Origin of the sequence: Pantoea sp. CTOTU46764 (assembly GCF_031974595.1) — a bacterium.
GTDB lineage: Bacteria > Pseudomonadota > Gammaproteobacteria > Enterobacterales > Enterobacteriaceae > Pantoea > Pantoea trifolii.
The window spans coordinates 18,764-38,427 of sequence record NZ_DALYOQ010000042.1 but is presented as its reverse complement, the minus strand read 5'-3'; the positions used below and the strand labels follow the sequence as shown (position 1 = coordinate 38,427).

The following is a 19,664-nucleotide window of genomic DNA, read 5'->3' as shown; positions in this document are numbered from 1 at the left end:
CGGATGGTGTGGCTGTTGGTGAACAGCATCACCATACGGTCGATACCAATGCCCAAACCAGCGGTTGGCGGCAGGCCGTGCTCCAGCGCGGTGACGTAGTCTTCGTCGTAGAACATCGCTTCGTCATCGCCAGACTCTTTCGCATTCACCTGCTGCAGGAAACGCTCAGCCTGATCTTCTGCATCGTTCAGCTCTGAGAAGCCGTTACCGATTTCACGGCCGCCGATGAAGAACTCAAAGCGGTCGGTGATTTCCGGGTTCTCGTCGTTACGACGCGCCAGCGGTGATACTTCAGCCGGGTATTCGGTGATGAAGGTTGGCTGAATCAGGTGCGCTTCAGCGGTCTCTTCGAAGATCTCTGTTACTACGCGGCCCAGGCCCCAGCTCTTCTCGACTTTGATGTGCAGCGATTTAGCAATCGCTACCGCTTTATCGAAGTCTTCCAGATCGCTCAGGTCGGTTTCCGGACGGTATTTCTTGATCGCTTCACGCATGGTGAGCTTCTCGAACGGCTTACCGAAATCGAAGCTGTGATCGCCATACGGCACTTCGGTGGTGCCCAGCACATCCTGCGCCAGGGTACGGAACAGGCTCTCAGTCAGCTCGATCAGATCTTTGTAATCCGCATACGCCATATAGAGTTCCATCATGGTGAACTCTGGGTTATGGCGCGGCGAAATACCTTCGTTACGGAAGTTACGGTTGATCTCGAACACGCGATCAAATCCGCCCACCACCAGGCGCTTCAGATAAAGCTCTGGCGCAATACGCAGGTACATATCGATGTCGAGCGCATTGTGATGGGTGATAAACGGACGCGCAGACGCGCCGCCAGGAATCACCTGCATCATCGGAGTTTCCACTTCCATAAACTCGCGGTTAACCATGAACTGACGAATGCCAGCCATGATTTGTGAGCGAATTTTGAAGGTTTTGCGCGAATCGTCGTTGGAGATTAGATCGAGATAACGCTGACGATAACGGGTTTCCTGATCGGCCAGGCCGTGGAATTTGTCCGGCAGCGGACGCAGCGCTTTGGTCAGCAGACGCAGCTCGGTGATGTGGATCGACAGCTCACCGGTTTTGGTTTTGAACAGCTTACCGCGCGCACCGAGGATATCGCCGAGATCCCACTTCTTGAACTGCTCGTTGTAGACGCCTTCTGGCAGATCGTCGCGTGAGACGTAGATCTGAATCTGGCCGCCGACATCCTGCAGGGTGGCGAATGACGCTTTACCCATGATGCGGCGCGTCATCATTCGACCGGCCACGCTCACTTCTACGCCCAGCGCTTCCAGCTCTTCGTTCTCTTTAGCGTCATAGCTGGCATGCAGCACATCAGACGTGGTGTCGCGGCGGAAATCGTTAGGAAACGCCACGCCTTTTTCACGCAGCGCGCTGAGTTTTTCGCGACGCGCTTTCAGTTCGTTGTTTAACTCAAGGGCGGCATCAGCGCTCTGCGGTTGTTGTTCAGACATGTCGGTTCCTTATAGCCCTGCTTTTAAACTTGCTTCAATAAAACGATCGATATCGCCATCCAGCACCGCTTGGGTGTTGCGGGTTTCTACGCTGGTGCGCAGATCCTTGATGCGTGAATCGTCGAGAACATAAGAACGGATCTGGCTGCCCCAGCCAATATCAGATTTGTTATCTTCCGCTGCCTGCTTGTCCGCGTTTTTCTTCTGCATCTCATATTCGTACAGCTTGGCGCGTAACTGCTTGAAGGCCTGATCTTTGTTCTTGTGCTGTGAACGGTCGTTCTGGCACTGCACCACAATGTTGGTCGGCAAGTGGGTAATACGCACCGCAGACTCGGTTTTGTTAACGTGCTGGCCGCCCGCACCGGAGGCGCGGTAAACGTCGATACGCAGATCGGCGGGATTGATATCGATATCGATGTTGTCATCCACTTCCGGGTAGATAAACACCGAACTGAATGAGGTATGGCGACGGCCGCCGGAATCGAACGGGCTCTTTCGCACCAGGCGATGAACGCCGGTTTCGGTGCGCAGCCAGCCAAACGCGTAGTCGCCGATGATTTTAATGGTGGCGGATTTGGTTCCGGCCACTTCACCGTCTGACTCTTCGATAATTTCGGTTTTATAGCCTTTGGCTTCCGCCCAACGCAGATACATGCGCAGCAGCATGCTGGCCCAATCCTGCGCTTCGGTGCCGCCAGAACCGGCCTGAATATCCATGTAGCAGTCGGCGCTGTCATATTCGCCTGAGAACATACGACGGAATTCCAGTTCACCGAGCTTCACTTCCAGTGCATCAAGCTCGGCAACCGCTTCGTTGAAAGTTTCTTCGTCGTCGGCTTCCACCGCCAGATCCAGCAAGCCTTGCACATCTTCCAGGCCCTGACGCATGTGATCTAAGGTTTCCACCACCGCTTCCAGTGAAGCGCGTTCTTTACCCAGCGCTTGCGCGCGCTCAGGTTCGTTCCAGACGTCAGGCTGTTCCAGCTCGGCGTTTACTTCTTCGAGGCGTTCTTTCTTGGCATCGTAGTCAAAGATACCCCCGAAGAACGTCGCTGCGCTCACTGAGGTCCTGGATACGATTTTTGACCGGATTAATTTCAAACATGGCTTTTCAGTCTTTTTTGACGATTCGGTGAAAGGAGATAAAAACTAACGCGCTAGTTTACCCGAAAGTGTGCGTACTTTGTAGCATTGCACGCAGTGTGAGTGAGTACGCACGCGCCGCGAGAAAAAAAGTTCTCAACCTTCTGGAAAGCCGCATTCGTTATGTTTTCCAAAACACCCCAGCAAACACCTCTCCCTCAGAACCTTCTTAGGAATTTTCCTGCAAATTTTAGGCGATTAGCGCTGAAAGACGTCATTAAAGATCATGATTTATAACGATAAATCATTAAGAATTGCCTTGTGAGAAATTTCCTGCAAGAAAGCAGACACGTCTCAAACAACGCCATTAAGCAGCTGATATTCAGCCTATCGATTTGTTAGCGCCCTTTTATCATTTTGCTCAGTGACTATCCCCCCGATGGACATCACTAACGTCCAGACCGTTTGTCACCACGACCGCCAGGAATGCGCAGCTTTGACAGGGAATGACACAGTAATCAGCGCCCGTAAACGTGAGCGGGCACAACATGTCCTGAGAGACATGAAGGAGTATCGATGTTTATTCCCGGTTTGCGCACTTCTCCGCGCCTGCTTGCCTTGTTGATGCCTTTGTTACTCGCCGCCTGCGGTGGCGGAGGTGGAGGCGGCGGTAGCGCGACAACCTCGCCCACCACCGGCACGCCTGAGACACCCACGCCAGCTCAGCCCGGCGCGTCAGGCAATGCCAGCAAAGTGGGCATTATTGATTCGGGGTTATCGCCCGATCGCAGTGAAGTTAATTACGCCAATGTGCAGTTCACCAGCTACGTTGGCGGCGGTAGCAGTTTGAATGATAACCAGGGCATTAACGGTCACGGCACCGTGGTGGCGCTGACGTTATTGGGCCTGTCGCCGGGTAGCGCACTGCATGTGGCGCAGGCATCGCAAAACAATATTTTTCAATACGACGATACCGCGCGAGCGGTGAGCGGCCTGCTGAGCCAGGGCGTGCGGATTTTCAATATGTCGTACGCCTCCAGCGAACGTTTAACCACCGCGCAGGCGTTAACCGATGCGCAGCCGCACTATCAGGTACTGGTGCAAAGCATGCGTGAGATTGCGGCGGCTAACGGCCTGGCGGTGGTGATCACCGGCAATGGCGGCACCGCCACACCTTCTCCTAACGCCCAACTGCCGCTGATTTATCAGGACAGCGCGCTGCAAAAGAACATGCTGGCGGTCACCGGCGTGATGGACAGCACCTCATACGACACGGCGAACCGCGCGGCCTTAACCGGGCCGTTTGATGCCTGCGGCAACGCTGCCGCATGGTGCCTGAGCGCACCGGGTTACAGCGATTATCGTTTTCAGAATAGCGACGGCACCTGGGTGAATGCGCGTAGCTACGGCACCTCATTTGCCGCACCGCGCGCTGCAGCGGCGGCTTCGCAAGTGTTGCAGCGCTTTCCGTGGATGAGCGGCTACAACCTGCAGCAAACGCTGTTGACCACCGCCACTTATCATAGCGATGCGTATGCAGGCGCTGCGGATAGCGCCAACGGGAGGCCTTACAACGATACCTTCGGCTGGGGCGATCTCAACCAGGCGAAAGCGCTGAACGGTCCGGCGATGTTTTGGGCCAATGATTTTCACGCCAGCCTGGATGCGGGCAGCTATGTCTTCTCGAATGCCATCAGCGGCGATCGCGGTCTGATCCTTGACGGCGCGAATAATGGCGGCGTGCTGCAGTTAACCGGCAACAACAGTTACCTCGGCCAGACCAGTGTCTCGGCCAATACATTGCTCATCGATGGTGCGATTGCTGGCAGTGCCAACGTCAGCGGCAGCGGCATCCTGGGTGGCAGCGGCGTGATTGGCGGCAGCTTGCTCAATCAGGGATCGGTTAACGGCGGCTTGCAGGTGCACGGCGATTACCAGCAACGCAGCAATGGCGTGCTGAATATCGCGCTGAACAGTCCGCTGCGCGTCGCGGGCCATTCGACGCTGGACGGCATGCTAAACCTCGCGCCACCGTCATCGACCTATGTGGTGAAACAGCAGGAAACGCTGCTGACCAGCGATGCGGGCGTCAGCGGCCAGTTCAGTCAGGTCAACACCGGCGTGTTTCTTGAGGGTTCGGTCAGCTACAACGCCAACAGCGTCACCGGCCAACTGACGCGTAAAAATACTGCGGCAGCAGCGGCAGCGATGGGCATCAACGGCGCCAGCACCCAGCAAACGGCCGTGAATCTGGAGCAGGCATTTAGCGTGGCGGATAGCTGGCAGCAACAGGGATCGCTCAGCAGTGCGCAGCAGTCGGCGCTGGGCGCGGCCGGCGCGTTCCAGACGCTGGCGGATGCCAGCAATGCTCAGGCTGCCATCAATTCCCTTTCCGGTCAGGCGCACGCCTCCAGCAATGCGGTGCTGTTTAACGCGCTGGATTATCAAAGCCGCCTGTTAAGCAACCGTATCGCCGACGCCAGCGCCGACAATCGTTACGGTTTCTGGATCGAAAGCGGTCAACTGCGCGGTTCACTGGATCAGGCGGGCTACCTCGGTACCGATTATCGCAACACGCTTACTGCGTTGGGCGTAGATAGCGATTTGGGCGTTTCTGGTCTGCGCGTGGGCGTGGCGTGGACGCAGAACCAGATCGATTCCACCTACGACCAAACCGGCGGCACCAGCCGTAATCGCCTGCAAGGCGCGATGCTGTATGGTCGCTACGATCTAACGCCAGAATGGTATCTGCAGGGCAATATAAGCTATCAACATGGTCGCGATGAGTTAAAACGCCTGATATTGCTGGATGAAGCTTCGCCGGTGTCATCGACCACCAGCAGCAACAGCTGGCAGGCGGCGCTGCAGAGCGGCTATCGCTGGACAATTGAGGATAACTATCGCCTCGAACCGTATCTCGGCTGGCGTGAAACCGGGCTGGATACCGGTGCATTTGAGGATAAAGGCAGCGCGTTTGGTCTGAGTGGTGACGGCGACAGCTATCGACGCAGCGTCGGTTATAGCGGTTTGAGTATCAGCGCACGGCAGGATTGGTCGGCTGGATTGTGGAGCATGCTGAGTCTGTATGGCGAATATCAGTACGCGTTCAACAATCCGTCGATGGATGTCAGCGCGCGCTGGGGTGGCTTTGGCGATGACCAGAACCGTTTCACGATTCCCGGTATGCAGCTCGATCGCCGGTCGCAGTGGTTAGGCGTGCGGTTGGATGTGGCGCAGACGTCTCGTGCGCGCCTGTTCCTGCGCGCCGACCAGCACTTCGCCGATCATGGTGACGAGAAAGTGCTGCGCGGCGGTGTGGATGTGAGTTTCTGAGTGCTGCGCACCCAACGGTGTAGGGTCGCCATTCATGGCGACCTCACGCACCTTACATCGGCCAGATATGATCGATGATCAACTGCACCGAACGGTTACCACGATACTCGTTAATATCCAGCTTGTAGGCCAGCTGCACCTGACGCACGCTGCTGTCTGGCCACAGCGTGGTATCCACGTTGAAGGCAATTCCATCTAACAGCGGGCCGCCGCCGAGCGGCTCGACCATCACTTTCAAATGACGCTCGCCCACTAACCGCTGTTGCAGCAGCTTGAACTTGCCATCGAACACCGGCTCCGGGAACGCCTGGCCCCACGGACCGGCTTCTCGCAGCATTTCGGCGGTGTGCAGCGTAAACTCCTGCGCATGCAGTTCGCCGTCCGACCAAATCACGCCCTGCAGCGCTTCGCCATCCAGCCACTCATCAATCAACGCGGCAAAACGCGCACGGAACTCCTCGTACTTCGCGGTTTCCAGTGACAATCCGGCTGCCATGGCGTGACCACCAAATTTGATCATCAAACCCGGGAACAGCGTGTCGAGACGCTCCAGTGCATCGCGCAGATGCAAACCGGCAATCGAGCGGCCAGAACCTTTCAGCGTGCCGTCTCCGGCAGGCGCGAAAGCGATCACCGGACGATGAAAGCGCTCTTTTAATCGCGACGCCAGAATTCCGACCACGCCCTGATGCCACTCTGGATGGTAGAACGCCAGACCCAGCGGCAGATCGGTGTGCTGGCGCTCCAGCTCATCGCACAGCGCCAGCGCTTCGCTCTTCATGCCCTGCTCAATCTCTTTGCGCGTCTGATTCAGCGCATCGAGCTCATTGGCCAGCATGCGCGCCTCGGAGATATCTTCGGTGAGCAGCAACGCCACGCCAACCGACATATCGTCCAGACGACCGGCGGCATTAAGACGCGGACCGACAGCAAAACCGAGATCGCTGGCAGCAAGTTGACGCGCATCGCGATTGGCAATCTCCAACAGCGCGCGAATCCCGGCGCGGCATTTTCCGGCGCGGATACGACTCAAACCTTGCCACACCAGAATGCGGTTGTTGGCATCCAGCGGCACCACATCGGCTACGGTGCCTAGCGCCACCAGATCGAGCAGTTCCGCCAGGTTTGGCTCGGCGCGGCTATCGCTAAACCAGTTTTGCTGACGCAGATGCGCACGCAGCGCCAGCATCAGATAGAAGGCTACGCCAACACCCGCCAGCGAACGTGAAGGGAATTCGCTGTCGTTGAGGTTGGGGTTCACAATCGCTTCGGCGGCAGGCAAGGTTTCGCCCGGCAAGTGGTGATCGGTAACCAGCACCGGAATGCCGTGCTGATGCGCGGTATCGACTCCAGCATGTGATGAGATGCCGTTGTCGACGGTGAGAATCATCTCCGCACCGCGCGCTTTGGCCTGCTCGACCACTTCCGGACTTAAGCCGTAACCATCTTCGAAACGGTTTGGCACCAGATAATCAACGTTGCCACCAAGGCTGCGCAGCGCCAGCACGGTTAACGCGGTGCTGGTGGCGCCATCGGCATCGAAATCGCCTACCACCACAATGCGCTTGCCTGCCAACAGCATCTGATGCAGCAGCGTCACGGCGGCTTCGATGCCGCCCAGCGTTTGCCACGGCAGCAGATGTTTAGCGCCGCGCTCCAGTTCCAGCGCCTGTTTCACGCCGCGTTGCAGATACAAGCGGCGCAGCAAAGGGGGCAAATCAGCGGGTAAGCTGGCTTCGGTCTCGGCTTCGCGCCGACGCAATTCAACAGAATGCATCACTGTGCGTTAACCGCCACGTTTCTGGCCATCAAGCACCTGCTTCAGCTCTTGCGGTCCCTGATAGCCAGGAATCATCATGCCGCTATCCGTGAGAATGGCTGGCGTGCCCTGAATGCCAAACAGGATGCCGAGTTTGTACTGCTGCTCGATATTGATTTTGCAGGTCGCTGGCGCATCCATCTGCGGCGCATCGCCTTTCATCGCTGCATCGAAAGCTTTGTTACGATCGGCGCTGCACCAGATGGCGCGCATGGCTTTTTCAACCTGGCCGTTGAGACCTTCACGCGGGAAGGCCAGATAGCGCACGGTGATGCCGAGCGCGTTGTAGTCGGCCATCTGCTCATGCAGCTTGCGGCAGTAGCCGCAGGTGATGTCGGTGAACACGGTGATGACGTGCTGCTCTTTCGGCGCTTTATAGACAATCATGTCTGGCGCCAGCGCAGTGACTTTTTTGTCCAGCAGCTGGTTGGTAACGTTGATCGGCTGGGTGCCGCTGACATCATATAGCGGGCCCTGAATCATGTGCTTGCCGTCTTCGGAGACGTAAAGCACGCCGCTTTCGGTCAGCACCGTTTTGATACCCGGCAGCGGGGACGGCTGGATTTCAGCCTGCTGCAATCCCAGTTTTTTTAGCGTTTGCTGAATAGCGTTGTCATCGGCATGCGCCAATCCAGTGAATGCACTGACCAGCAGAGCCAGCATCGTTAGCTGCTTTTTCATCTTAAATCCTTGTTACCGCATCTCAAGCGCGCGGATGATGCTGTTGATGTAACAGACGCAGGCGCTCAGTGGCGACGTGCGTATAAATTTGGGTGGTCGAGAGGTCGCTGTGGCCCAGCAACATCTGTACGACGCGTAAATCGGCGCCGTGGTTCAGTAAATGTGTGGCAAATGCGTGGCGCAGCACGTGCGGCGACAGCTTTTCGCTATCGATACCGGCAAGGGTCGCATAGTGTTTAATGCGATGCCAGAAGGTCTGCCGCGTCATTTGCTGCGCGCGCTGGCTGGGAAACATCACGTCCAGCGTTTGCCCGTTGAGCAGCCACGGCCGACCATGTTCCATATAGTATTCAATCCAGTAAACCGCTTCTTCACCTAACGGCACAAGACGCTCTTTGTTGCCTTTACCGATTACGCGCACCACGCCCTGACGCAGGCTGATATCGCTGATGGTCAAACCCACCAGCTCCGTTACGCGTAAACCGGTAGCGTACAGCAGCTCCAGCATCGCCTTGTCGCGCAGTTCGAGCGGCACATCAATGCTCGGTGCCTGCAGCAAGCGTTCGACCTGGTTTTCACTGAGATCTTTCGGCAGACGCTGCGGCAGTTTCGGTGCCGACAGCAGCGCGCTGGGATCGTCGCTGCGCACTTTTTCCCGATAGAGATATTGGCACAAGCGGCGAATGGCGCTGAGGGTGCGCGCCGAGCTGGTGGCTTTGTAGCCGCCCTCAACGCGTTCGGCAAGAAACTGCTGCAAATCAAGCGCTTCAAGCGTTAATAGCGTGCGATCGTGGTGATGCAGCCAGTCGGTGAGCGTTTGCAGATCCTGCCGGTAAGAGGCGAGCGTGTTCTGCGCCAGATTACGCTCAATCCAAAGCGCATCCAAAAACTGTTCGATCAGATCGCTGTCCTGCACTGTACTCTCCGCCCGTGTGAAATCGTGCTCATTATGCCTGAAAGTAGCCTGCTTCTGGTACAATTGCCCCCGAGTCAGTTTCAGACAGAGCATTAATTGCATGAATATCGGTTTGTTTTATGGTTCGAGCACCTGCTACACCGAGATGACGGCGGAGAAGATCCGCGACTTTATCGGTGAAGAATTAGTCACGCTGCACAATTTGAAAGATGACGATCCGTCGCTGATGGAGCAGTACGATTTGCTGATCCTCGGTATTCCGACGTGGGACTTCGGTGAATTGCAGGAAGATTGGGAAGCGATTTGGCCGCAGATTCCGGCGCTGAACTTGCGCGGGAAAATCGTGGCGCTGTACGGCATGGGCGATCAGGGCGAATACGCCGAATGGTTCCTGGATGCGCTCGGCATGCTGCACGAACTGTTGCAGCCGATGGGCGTGCAGTTTGTGGGTTACTGGCCGCTGGAAGGCTATGAGTTTACCAGCAAAAAACCGCTGACCGCAGATGGCTCGCAGTTTGTCGGCCTGGCGCTTGACGATGTTAACCAGTTCGAACAGAGCGATGAGCGCGTCGAACAGTGGTGTGAACAGATTCTGACGGAAACCGCAGCGCTGCTTTAAGGCAGCGTTTGCCCCTCGCGCAGAAAACAGCAGGCGCGTAACGTGCGCCATTCACCGGGCGGCAGGTTGTCGTGCATCAACCACAGCCGCCAGCGCTTCCCCTGCTGGTTACGCAACACCAGCAAAACGCCATACGGTAACCAATCTGCCCTGCGTTCTGCTCGCCAGCGCACATCGCGCCACAGCCAATTGCCCTTCATGTCTAGCGCCAGACGACCTACGCGCTGCACCAAACGGCGCTCGTTGCGCCAGCACTCTGCCAGCAGCAGCACTAACACCGGCGCTTTACTCCACGCCCACGCGTCAGGCCACTCAAGCGCCAGCAGCAAACCGGCGCACAGCAGCGAGAGCGTCACATTCAGTGCGCGCGCACTGCGTGACGCCCGCAGATCACATTGCCACCGGACCGCGTTCACGGTTGCGCTGCTGAATCAGTTTCACCATGCGTTTGAACTCGGGATCGACCGGTTCACCGTGATTCATTAACCAGTTGAACAGATCGGGATCGTCACTCTTTAACAGCGCGATAAACACCTGCTTATCGGTGTCGTCCAGCGAATCATATTCGAATTTGAAAAACGGCATGATAGCGATATCCAGCTCCAGCATGCCGCGACGGCATGCCCATTGGACGCGGGCTTTGTCGTTAATTTCCATGTCTCAGGTTCCATGACTAAAAACAGTGGCGCTCAGTGTACCTGCTTTTTTTTCTCGCTGCAGGCGCTGTGCTTATCCCTGTGGAATGCCTCGGCGTTACATCCCCCAATTTGCAATGGGTATCACGCGATTTGTGCGCCATATTCAGTAAACAGGTTGCAAAGCCGCACTGCTCTTTTACCATTGCAACCTATTACCTCATTAATCAGGAAAGAGACATGTCGATTTTTACCCTTCCACCTCGCCAGCCTGCTGCATCGTCACGCCTGCCTTTGACCCTGATTTCGCTCGACGAATGGGCGCTGGTGAAGGTGCAGGGCAATGACAGCACGTCTTATCTGCAAGGTCAGCTGACGCTGGATGTTGCGGCGATGGGCGAGACGCAACATCGTCCTGCCGCGCACTGCGATGCCAAAGGAAAAATGTGGAGCAACATTCGTCTGTTCCATCGCACTGAAGGTTACGCGTACGTGGTGCGCCGCAACCTGCGTGAGCAGCAGCTTACCGAACTGAAAAAGTACGCGGTGTTCGCCAAAGTCACCCTCGTCGCGGATGATGAAGCGGTGCTGCTGGGCGTTGCCGGTTTCCAGGCGCGCGCCGCGCTGGCGGGCGTGTTCAGCACGCTGCCGGATGCCGAAACGCCGGTGGTGCAGCAAGGTGACAGCACGCTGCTGTGGTTTGCCCAGCCAGCCGAACGTTTCCTACTGGTGACCACGTCAGAACAGGCGAATGCGCTGAAAGAAAAACTGGCGGGCGAAGCGCAGTTCAACGACAGCTTGCAATGGCTGGCACTGGATATCGAAGCGGGCATTCCGGTGATTGAAAGCGCCACCAGCGCGCAGCTGATCCCACAAGCCACCAACCTGCAGGCGCTGGATGCCATCAGCTTCAAAAAAGGCTGCTACACCGGCCAGGAGATGGTGGCGCGGGCCAAATTCCGCGGCGCTAACAAACGCGCACTCTATTGGCTGGCGGGCAAAGCCAGCAAAGTGCCGGACGTTGGCGGTTCGATGGAGCTGCAGATGGGCGATAAATGGCGCCGCACCGGCACGGTATTGAGCGGCGTGCAGCTGGATGACGGCAGCGTTTGGGTGCAGGTGGTAATGAACAATGATTTGGAGCCGGATAGCGTATTGCGCGTGGAAGGCGATGAAAGTGGCAAGTTGACCATTCAACCGCTGCCGTATTCATTGGCAGAATAATTGCGCACCAAGCCCGCAGGGTCGCCATTCATGGCGACCTGAATCGAACTTACATCACATAAAAATAAATCGCGCAGAAGTGCAGCACGCTGCCGCCGAGCACAAAACCATGCCAGATGGCGTGACTGTAAGGAATGCGGCGTGAGACGTAGAAAATCACCCCCAGCGAATAAACAATCCCACCGGCAGCCAGCAGCCAAATCCCGCCCGGCGACAGTTTGATCGCCAGCTGATAAATCACCACCAGCGACAGCCAACCCATACCGAGATAAGTCACCAGCGACAGCGCTTCAAAGCGATGAGCAAAGGCGATTTTGAACAGGATACCGGCCAGCGCCAGACTCCAAATCACCACCATCAAACCCTGTGCCAGCGGCGAATTGAGCCCCACCAACAAGAACGGCGTATAAGTGCCGGCAATCAACAGATAGATGGCGCAGTGGTCAAATTTCTTCAGCCAGTATTTGGCTTTTTGATGGGGAATGGCGTGATACAGCGTTGAGGCGAGATAGAGCAAAATGATGCTGCCGCCGTACAGGCTGTAACTGGTGATCGCGGTAATGTTAGCTTGGGATTCAACGGCTTGTGTCAGCATTAACACCAGCCCGATGATACCGAAAATGCAGCCGATTCCGTGGCTGATACTATTGGCGATCTCTTCTGCCAACGAGTAGCCCTGGGCAATAACTGGGGTTTGTACCATGAAGGGATTCCTGAACAACGGAAAAAGCAAGTGTGCTATTTCTGAGCAACCAGAGTAACCGGGATAATTTTCAGAGTACACATGTACGCTAAATTAAATCTGTGAGTGGGTGTAACAGGTGAGAGATTGATTAAGTCGGTCGCCATGAATGGCGACCCTACGGGGATTTGGAGGGTTTTATACGTAAAGGATCATCGTTTTTAGGTTTTGTAGGGTCGGTATTTATGCCGGCCTGGTTAATTATCGCCCGCCAGCCGCATCAATAAAGGTGCCCGTCACATACGACGCGGCATCGCTCGCCAGCCAGACAATCGCTGCAGCAATCTCTTCGGCCTGACCGCCGCGTCCCATTGGCAACATGCTTGCCAGCCGATCGACTCGGCCCGGCTCGCCGCCGTCGGCGTGCATTTCAGTATAAATAAGGCCAGGACGCACGCTGTTGACGCGAATGCCCTGCGCCGCCACTTCCAGCGATAAACCTGTGGTCAGCGTATCCATCGCTCCTTTTGAGGCGGCATAATCCACATATTCACCCGGTGCACCGAGACGTGACGCAGCGGATGACACATTGACGATAGCACCCCCTTTGCCGCCATGATGCGTCCCCATGCGTTTCACCGCTTCACGACAGCAAATGAATGTACCGGTGACGTTGGTAGCGAACACGCGTTGAATACGTTCGGCATCCAGATCTTCCACCCGGCATTGGGTAAACAAAATACCGGCATTATTCACCAGCACACGCAGTTCGCCCTCTTGCTGATCCAACTCGGCAAACATACGCATAACCTGCGCTTCATCGGCGATATCGGCCTGCAGCGCAATCGCACCGCCGCCCTGCGCTTCAATCTCTGCCACCACGCTTGCCGCTTCGGCTTGACGCTGGCGATAGTTGATCGCCACGCGATAACCCGCCTGCGCCAACAATAACGCGGTTGCGCGGCCAATCCCACGACTACCACCGGTAATCAAAGCCAGATCCATTTTTGCCTCCAAAAAAAGGGCCGAACAGTCGGCCCTTTCATAAATACTTCCCGTAACTTTAGCCTAAATATATTCGCTAATTGGTACACACGAACAGAACACATTGCGGTCGCCAAATACATCATCCAGACGTTTCACCGTCGGCCAGTATTTGTTAGCACTGCCAGCCGGGAACACCGCCAGTTCGCGGGTGTACGGATGCGCCCAGTCGCCGACGATTTCTGTCTGCGTGTGCGGAGCGTTCACCAGCGGGTTATCTTCCAGCGGCCATTCGCCATCGGCAACGCGATCGATTTCCATGCGGATGGCCAGCATCGCATCAATAAAGCGATCCAGCTCGATTTTGCTTTCGGATTCCGTTGGTTCAACCATCAGCGTTCCCGCCACCGGGAATGACATGGTTGGTGCGTGGAAGCCGTAATCGATCAGACGCTTAGCAATATCCAGCTCGCTAATACCGGTCTGCTCTTTCAACGGACGAATGTCGAGAATACATTCGTGCGCCACGCGGCCATCGCGGCCTGCGTACAGAATCGGATAGGCCGATTGCAGACGGCTGGCAATGTAGTTGGCGTTCAGGATCGCCACCGAACTGGCTTGCTTCAGACCTTCTGCGCCCATCATGCGGATATACATCCAGCTGATTGGCAGAATCGATGCACTGCCGAACGGTGCGGCAGAAACCGCGCCCTGTTGCGTCAGCACGCCATCAATTTGCACTACGCTGTGACCCGGCACGAACGGCGCAAGATGCGCTTTCACGCCGATTGGGCCCATGCCTGGACCGCCACCGCCGTGCGGGATGCAGAAGGTTTTGTGCAGGTTGAGGTGCGATACGTCCGCGCCGATATAACCTGGCGTGGTGATACCGACCTGCGCGTTCATGTTGGCGCCGTCGAGATACACCTGGCCGCCGTGCTGATGCACGATCTGACACACTTCGCGGATGGTTTCTTCATAAACGCCGTGCGTTGACGGATAGGTCACCATGATGCACGACAGCTGCTCACCGACCTGTGCGGCTTTCTCACGCAGATCGCCAAGGTCGATGTTGCCTTGTTTATCACACGCCACTACCACCACCGACATGCCCGCCATTTGCGCAGATGCCGGGTTGGTGCCGTGCGCCGAGCTTGGGATCAGGCAGACATTACGTCCACCTTCGTTGCGGCTTTCGTGGTAACGACGAATCGCCAGCAGACCCGCATATTCGCCCTGTGCGCCCGAGTTGGGCTGCATGCACAGCGCATCGTAACCAGTCAGTTGCACCAGCCATTGCGACAGCTGACCAATCATCTGCAGATAACCCGACGCCTGCTCAGCCGGGCAGAACGGATGCAGTTCGGCGAATTCCGGCCAGGTGATCGGAATCATCTCCGCCGCAGCGTTGAGTTTCATGGTGCACGAACCAAGTGGAATCATCGCCTGGTTCAGCGCCAGATCCTTTTTCTCCAGGCTGTGCATGTAACGCATCATCTCAGTTTCGCTGTGATGACGGTTGAACACCGGATGCGTCAGGAAAGCGCTCTCACGCACCTGACCGGCCGGAATCGCGCTGTTTTCCGCAGCAACAGCGGCATCCAGCGCATCAATGTCCTGGCCGTGAGCATCGCCCAGCAGAATCGCGAACAGCGCCAGCACATCTTCACGTGCGGTGGTTTCATCCAGCGTAATGCCGACGGCATTGTGAATATCGCTGCGCAAGTTGACGCCAAAGCTCTGCGCGCGGTTCAGCACCGCCGCTTTATCAGCCACTTCTACTGTCAGCGTATCGAACCAGCTGTTGTGACGCAGCTTCAGGCCGCCGTTTTGCAGGCCCGCAGCCAGAATGCTGGTCAGACGGTGAATACGAGATGCAATGCGTTTCAGGCCAACCGGACCGTGATACACCGCGTAGAGACCGGCGATATTCGCCAGCAGCACCTGCGATGTACAGATGTTGGAATTGGCTTTCTCACGACGAATATGCTGCTCGCGGGTTTGCATCGCCATGCGCAGCGCGGTGTTACCGGCGGCATCGCGCGATACACCAATGATACGGCCCGGCATTGAGCGTTTATGCTCGTCGCGGCTGGCGAAGAACGCGGCGTGTGGTCCGCCGTAACCCATCGGCACGCCGAAACGCTGGGCAGAACCGAAGACGATATCTGCGCCCTGCTTGCCTGGCGCTTCTAACTGCACCAGCGCCATGAAGTCTGCGGCTACGCTCACCACCACTTTGCGGCTTTTCAGCTCGGCAATCAGTGTGCGGTAATCGTGCACTTCACCGTGCGTACCAACCTGTTGCAGCAACACGCCGAACAGATCGTCGTGATCCAGCACCTTGTCAGCACTATCAATAATCAGTTCAAAACCAAAGGTTTCTGCGCGGGTGCGCACCACATCCAGCGTCTGTGGATGAATATCATTGGCGATGAAGAATTTGGTAGCGGTTTTCAGTTTGCTGACGCGCTTGGCCATCGCCATCGCTTCGGCAGCGGCGGTCGCTTCATCCAGCAGTGACGCGGAAGCGATATCCAGACCGGTCAGATCCAGCGTCAGGGTTTGGAAGTTCAGCAGCGCCTCAAGACGGCCCTGTGACACTTCTGGCTGATACGGCGTATATGCGGTGTACCAGCCTGGGTTTTCCAGCATGTTACGCAGGATAACGGGCGGTGTAATCACCGCGCTGTAGCCCATGCCGATCCAGGATTTGTAGCGTTGGTTCTGACTGGCAATGGCTTTCAGCTCTGCCAGCGCTTGCTGCTCGGTCGCGGCGTCGCCCACTGCCGGCGGGCCTGGCAGTTGGATATCGGCAGGCACGATAGAACTGATCAATGAGGAGAGCGAACTGGCACCGATCGCTTTCAGCATTAAGTCCTGTTGTTCCGGCGTAGGACCGATGTGGCGCTCAATGAAAGCACCGTTGTGTTCAAGCTGGCTGAGAGTCTGGGTCATTTGCAGTAAATCCTGAATCGGGCTGGGTTACAAAAATGGTGTTAAATCAGGCAGATAAAAAAGAAGGTGGCGCAGCGCGTCACCTTCTAAAGCTACCGGTTACTCGTCGATCGCGGCTTTGTAGGCATCAGCATCCAGCATGGCGTCGAGCTCTGACGCGTCGCTGGCTTTGATGCGGAACAGCCAACCATCGGCGTATGGCGCGCTGTTTACCAGCTCTGGCGAATCGCCCAGATTGTCATTCACGGCAATAATCTCACCGCTCAGTGGCGCGTAGATGTCTGAAGCCGCTTTCACCGACTCCGCAACGGCGCAGTCATCACCGGCCGCGAAGGTGGCACCAACGTCTGGCAGATCGACAAACACCATATCGCCCAGCAGTTCCTGTGCGTGTTCGGTGATACCGACAGTAAAGGTGCCGTCGGCTTCTTTACGGACCCATTCGTGGCTATCGCGGTATTTCAATTCACTTGGCACATTGCTCATTGGCCATTTCTCCTGAAAAAAAATTACTGGGCGACCGGTTCACCGGCGCGAACAAAAATCGGTTTGGTGACGTTTACTGGCATTTCACGGTTGCGGATTTCCACAATCGCCTGCTCACCAATTCCGGCAGGCACACGCGCCAGCGCGATGCTGTAACCCAGGGTTGGTGAGAAGGAACCACTGGTAATAATACCTTGCTGCGGCTGACCTTGTTGATCGGTGAAGCGCACCGTTAAGCCGTTGCGCAACACGCCTTTTTCGGTCATCACCAGGCCAACCAGCTTCTCGGTGCCGTGCTCGCGCTGCGCCTGCAGGGCATCGCGGCCAATGAAATCACGATCGGCAGGTTCCCAGCTGATGGTCCAGCCCATATTGGCGGCGAGTGGCGAAACGCCTTCATCCATCTCCTGACCGTACAGGTTCATGCCCGCTTCCAGACGCAGCGTGTCACGCGCACCGAGTCCTGCCGGTTTAACGCCTGCGGCCAACAGCTGCTGCCAGAAAGCGGCGGCCTCATTCGCAGGCATGGCAATCTCATAACCCGCTTCGCCGGTATAACCGGTGGTAGCGATAAACAGGTTTTCTGCCTGCACGCCAAAGAAGGGTTTCATGCCGGCAACGGCATCACGCTGAGCAGCGCTAAACAGCGTTTGTGCTTTCTGCTGCGCGTTTGGACCTTGCACCGCAATCAGCGCCAGATCGTCACGCTCGGTCAGCTCCACGCCAAACGGCTGCGCATGCTGTTTAATCCACGCTAAATCTTTCTCACGCGTGGCGGAGTTCACCACCAGACGGAAGAAATCTTCGCTCATAAAGTAAACAATCAAATCATCAATGACGCCAGCGGAGGCATTCAACATGCCGGTATACAGGGCTTTGCCCGGTTGGGTCAGCTTGGCGACATCGTTCGCCAGCAGATAACGCAGGAATTCGCGGGTACGTGCGCCGCGCAGATCGACAATGGTCATGTGGGAAACATCAAACATGCCGGCATCGTTACGCACCGCGTGATGCTCATCCATTTGCGAGCCGTAATGCAGCGGCATCATCCAACCGTGGAAGTCCACCATGCGCGCACCGCTTGCCTGATGCTGTTCGAATAGAGGCGTTTGCTGAGTCATAACCATCCTGTGAATACAAGTGAGTGTGACGCGCCTGCGTCGCCTTCGCAGGCTGACGCAAACGTTCTCTTTATGCTGAAGTTATCACCTAATGCGGCAATTAACCATGAGGAAAACGAGGGCGAAACACTACCACCTTTCAATGAGCCATCGAACAGCCACTAGCATAAATCACTGCATTATTGTGATTAGCCTCGCACAAAATACGACTAAATTGCTTTCATGCAGCAAATTGAGGGAATAGACGCCGCAGGTTTAAGAAGTGGTCCGGCATGCGCAGGGCTATAGCATGAATTAAACTAATGCGAATTGAGGGGTAAAATTAGAATAAATCAAACGAGGCGCGATTGCGGTGCAGCGTTGCATCATTGCGGTGCAGCAAAGAAAACGGCGCCTATTTAGGCGCCGTTGGCAGAGATGATTAGCGTATCCAGTTGGGTAGATCGTTAAGCCCCATCGCCTGTTTTAGCATCAGCGGTTTGACGCCCGGCAAAGTATCGGCGAGCTTGAGGCCCACATCACGCAGCAGCTTTTTCGCCGGATGGGTGCCGGCAAACAATTCGCGGAAGCCTTGCATCCCCGCGAGCATCATCGCCGCGCTGTGCTTGCGGCTGCGCTCATAGCGACGCAGATAGAGATGCTGACCAATGTCTTTGCCTTCCTGATGCAGGCGGCGAATTTCACCAATTAATTCGGCTGCATCCATAAAACCAAGATTCACGCCCTGCCCGGCCAGCGGATGGATAGTGTGGGCGGCATCGCCGACCAGCGCTAAACGGTGCGCGGCAAAGTTACGCGCATAACGTGCCGTCAGCGGGAAAGTTTTACGTTCGCTCTCGACCTGACACAAGCCAAGACGCATATCAAACGCCACCGACAGTTGCTGATTAAATAGCGCTTCCGGCATCGATTGCACGCGCGCCGCTTCCTGCGGCGAGAGCGACCAGACGATTGAGCATAAGTGCGGATCCTGCATCGGCAGAAACGCCAGAATACCGTCGCCATGGAACACCTGACGCGCAATGGCATCATGCGGCATATCGGTGCGGATATTTGCCACCAGCGCGTGATGCTCGTAATCCCAGAAGGTCAGCGGAATATCCGCTTTGTCACGAAGCCACGAATTCGCGCCGTCGGCAGCAACCAGCAAACGGGCGCTCATCATGCTGCCATCTTGCAGCGTAATAAAGGCTTCGTTGTCGCCAAATGCCACTTGCTGCAACTGCGCCGGGGCAAACAGCGTGATATCGCTGCTCTGACTGGCACGCTGCCACAACGCACTATGAATCACTTCATTTTCAATGATATGACCGAGATGCGATAAACCTTGCTGCTCATCATCAAAGCTGATCGAACCGAAGCTGTCTTGATCCCACACTTCCATGCCGTGATAGGCACTGGCACGCAGCGCCAAAATGCTCGACCAGACATCGAGCTTTTGCAGCAGACGTTCGCTGGCAGCGTTGATGGCGGAGACGCGAATCGACGCCTTGGCCGCCGGATCAAACTGTGGCTCGGGTGCTTTTTCCAGCACGGCAACGCGTAAGCCGCTACCTTGTAGTCCGCAGGCGACGGCCAAACCCACCATGCCGCCTCCGGCAATTGCCACATCAAAAGTTTGCATTGCTGCCCCTCAATTCGT

16 protein-coding genes are annotated in these 19,664 nt (G+C 56.4%); 3 read left to right on the top strand and 13 right to left on the bottom strand.

Annotated elements, in window-relative coordinates; translation table 11 throughout:
- The coding region (gene lysS, locus RTM06_RS14605; RefSeq protein WP_312183083.1) for a lysine--tRNA ligase at positions 1-1,478 on the bottom strand (1,478 nt) is incomplete at its 3' end.
- A 9-nt stretch (positions 1,479-1,487) separates the two neighbouring features.
- Positions 1,488-2,586, bottom strand: a protein-coding gene (gene prfB, locus RTM06_RS14600; RefSeq protein WP_102135998.1) for a peptide chain release factor 2 whose coding sequence is annotated in 2 segments (ribosomal slippage) — positions 1,488-2,510 and positions 2,512-2,586 — 1,098 coding nt in all. Because the reading frame shifts where the segments join, the coding sequence is not laid out codon by codon here.
- A 554-nt stretch (positions 2,587-3,140) separates the two neighbouring features.
- On the opposite strand from prfB, the gene RTM06_RS14595 reads away from it, so the two are divergent.
- Positions 3,141-5,897 carry an autotransporter domain-containing protein gene (locus tag RTM06_RS14595; RefSeq protein WP_312183079.1) on the top strand — a complete coding sequence of 919 codons (2,757 nt, stop codon included), beginning with the start codon at positions 3,141-3,143 and terminating at the stop codon, positions 5,895-5,897.
- A 52-nt stretch (positions 5,898-5,949) separates the two neighbouring features.
- Here RTM06_RS14595 and recJ read toward each other — a convergent pair whose 3' ends face one another.
- From recJ to xerD, 3 genes are read right to left on the bottom strand one after another with little or no spacing between them, the layout of a single operon-like run.
- Complete coding sequence (gene recJ, locus RTM06_RS14590; RefSeq protein WP_312183077.1) at positions 5,950-7,674, bottom strand: single-stranded-DNA-specific exonuclease RecJ; 1,725 nt, start codon at positions 7,672-7,674, stop codon at positions 5,950-5,952.
- A 9-nt stretch (positions 7,675-7,683) separates the two neighbouring features.
- Complete coding sequence (gene dsbC, locus RTM06_RS14585; protein WP_101761962.1) at positions 7,684-8,397, bottom strand: bifunctional protein-disulfide isomerase/oxidoreductase DsbC; 714 nt, start codon at positions 8,395-8,397, stop codon at positions 7,684-7,686.
- A gap of 22 nt (positions 8,398-8,419) precedes the next feature.
- The gene (gene xerD, locus RTM06_RS14580) at positions 8,420-9,313 is read right to left on the bottom strand and encodes a site-specific tyrosine recombinase XerD (protein ID WP_192412041.1); all 894 of its coding nucleotides are present in this window, start codon (positions 9,311-9,313) and stop codon (positions 8,420-8,422) included.
- A gap of 100 nt (positions 9,314-9,413) precedes the next feature.
- Here xerD and fldB point away from each other — a divergent pair, with 100 nt between their 5' ends.
- Positions 9,414-9,932 carry a flavodoxin FldB gene (gene fldB, locus RTM06_RS14575; protein WP_265299272.1) on the top strand — a complete coding sequence of 173 codons (519 nt, stop codon included), beginning with the start codon at positions 9,414-9,416 and terminating at the stop codon, positions 9,930-9,932.
- On the opposite strand, the gene RTM06_RS14570 is transcribed toward fldB, so the two are convergent.
- On the bottom strand, positions 9,929-10,348 hold the full coding sequence (locus tag RTM06_RS14570; protein WP_312183076.1) for a protein YgfX: 420 nt from the start codon (positions 10,346-10,348) through the stop codon (positions 9,929-9,931). The two genes, fldB and RTM06_RS14570, sit on opposite strands and share 4 nt — an antisense overlap.
- Positions 10,323-10,589 carry an FAD assembly factor SdhE gene (sdhE, locus tag RTM06_RS14565; protein ID WP_061719865.1) on the bottom strand — a complete coding sequence of 89 codons (267 nt, stop codon included), beginning with the start codon at positions 10,587-10,589 and terminating at the stop codon, positions 10,323-10,325. The genes RTM06_RS14570 and sdhE overlap by 26 nt, the downstream gene beginning before the upstream one ends.
- 218 nt (positions 10,590-10,807) lie before the next feature.
- Here sdhE and ygfZ point away from each other — a divergent pair, with 218 nt between their 5' ends.
- Positions 10,808-11,791: a tRNA-modifying protein YgfZ gene (gene ygfZ / locus RTM06_RS14560; RefSeq protein WP_293794470.1), complete on the top strand. Its 984-nt coding sequence runs from the start codon at positions 10,808-10,810 to the stop codon at positions 11,789-11,791.
- Between the two features lie 49 nt (positions 11,792-11,840).
- On the opposite strand, the gene trhA is transcribed toward ygfZ, so the two are convergent.
- From trhA to ubiI, 6 genes are all read right to left on the bottom strand, one after another.
- Positions 11,841-12,494 (bottom strand): PAQR family membrane homeostasis protein TrhA, encoded by a 654-nt coding sequence (gene trhA / locus RTM06_RS14555; RefSeq protein ID WP_154155345.1) that lies wholly within the window; start codon positions 12,492-12,494, stop codon positions 11,841-11,843.
- 240 nt (positions 12,495-12,734) lie between these two features.
- On the bottom strand, positions 12,735-13,478 hold the full coding sequence (locus tag RTM06_RS14550; protein ID WP_293794467.1) for an SDR family oxidoreductase: 744 nt from the start codon (positions 13,476-13,478) through the stop codon (positions 12,735-12,737).
- A gap of 63 nt (positions 13,479-13,541) precedes the next feature.
- The gene (gcvP, locus tag RTM06_RS14545) at positions 13,542-16,415 is read right to left on the bottom strand and encodes an aminomethyl-transferring glycine dehydrogenase (RefSeq protein ID WP_312183070.1); all 2,874 of its coding nucleotides are present in this window, start codon (positions 16,413-16,415) and stop codon (positions 13,542-13,544) included.
- A 99-nt stretch (positions 16,416-16,514) separates the two neighbouring features.
- Positions 16,515-16,901: a glycine cleavage system protein GcvH gene (gene gcvH, locus RTM06_RS14540; RefSeq protein WP_312183068.1), complete on the bottom strand. Its 387-nt coding sequence runs from the start codon at positions 16,899-16,901 to the stop codon at positions 16,515-16,517.
- 23 nt (positions 16,902-16,924) lie between these two features.
- A complete protein-coding gene (gene gcvT / locus RTM06_RS14535; RefSeq protein ID WP_312183066.1) occupies positions 16,925-18,022 on the bottom strand; it encodes a glycine cleavage system aminomethyltransferase GcvT in 1,098 nt (365 codons plus the stop codon).
- A 421-nt stretch (positions 18,023-18,443) separates the two neighbouring features.
- Positions 18,444-19,646 (bottom strand): FAD-dependent 2-octaprenylphenol hydroxylase, encoded by a 1,203-nt coding sequence (gene ubiI / locus RTM06_RS14530; protein ID WP_154155339.1) that lies wholly within the window; start codon positions 19,644-19,646, stop codon positions 18,444-18,446.
- Positions 19,647-19,664: the final 18 nt, after the last annotated feature.

Excerpts from the sequence above, each read along its gene's own strand:
- RTM06_RS14595 (WP_312183079.1), top strand. The coding sequence starts at position 3,141 with ATGTTTATTCCCGGTTTGCGCACTTCTCCGCGCCTGCTTGCCTTGTTG.
- recJ (WP_312183077.1), bottom strand. The coding sequence starts at position 7,674 with ATGCATTCTGTTGAATTGCGTCGGCGCGAAGCCGAGACCGAAGCCAGC.
- dsbC (WP_101761962.1), bottom strand. The coding sequence starts at position 8,397 with ATGAAAAAGCAGCTAACGATGCTGGCTCTGCTGGTCAGTGCATTCACT.
- fldB (WP_265299272.1), top strand. The coding sequence starts at position 9,414 with ATGAATATCGGTTTGTTTTATGGTTCGAGCACCTGCTACACCGAGATG.
- sdhE (WP_061719865.1), bottom strand. The coding sequence starts at position 10,589 with ATGGAAATTAACGACAAAGCCCGCGTCCAATGGGCATGCCGTCGCGGC.
- ygfZ (WP_293794470.1), top strand. The coding sequence starts at position 10,808 with ATGTCGATTTTTACCCTTCCACCTCGCCAGCCTGCTGCATCGTCACGC.
- trhA (WP_154155345.1), bottom strand. The coding sequence starts at position 12,494 with ATGGTACAAACCCCAGTTATTGCCCAGGGCTACTCGTTGGCAGAAGAG.
- RTM06_RS14550 (WP_293794467.1), bottom strand. The coding sequence starts at position 13,478 with ATGGATCTGGCTTTGATTACCGGTGGTAGTCGTGGGATTGGCCGCGCA.
- gcvP (WP_312183070.1), bottom strand. The coding sequence starts at position 16,415 with ATGACCCAGACTCTCAGCCAGCTTGAACACAACGGTGCTTTCATTGAG.
- gcvH (WP_312183068.1), bottom strand. The coding sequence starts at position 16,901 with ATGAGCAATGTGCCAAGTGAATTGAAATACCGCGATAGCCACGAATGG.
- gcvT (WP_312183066.1), bottom strand. The coding sequence starts at position 18,022 with ATGACTCAGCAAACGCCTCTATTCGAACAGCATCAGGCAAGCGGTGCG.
- ubiI (WP_154155339.1), bottom strand. The coding sequence starts at position 19,646 with ATGCAAACTTTTGATGTGGCAATTGCCGGAGGCGGCATGGTGGGTTTG.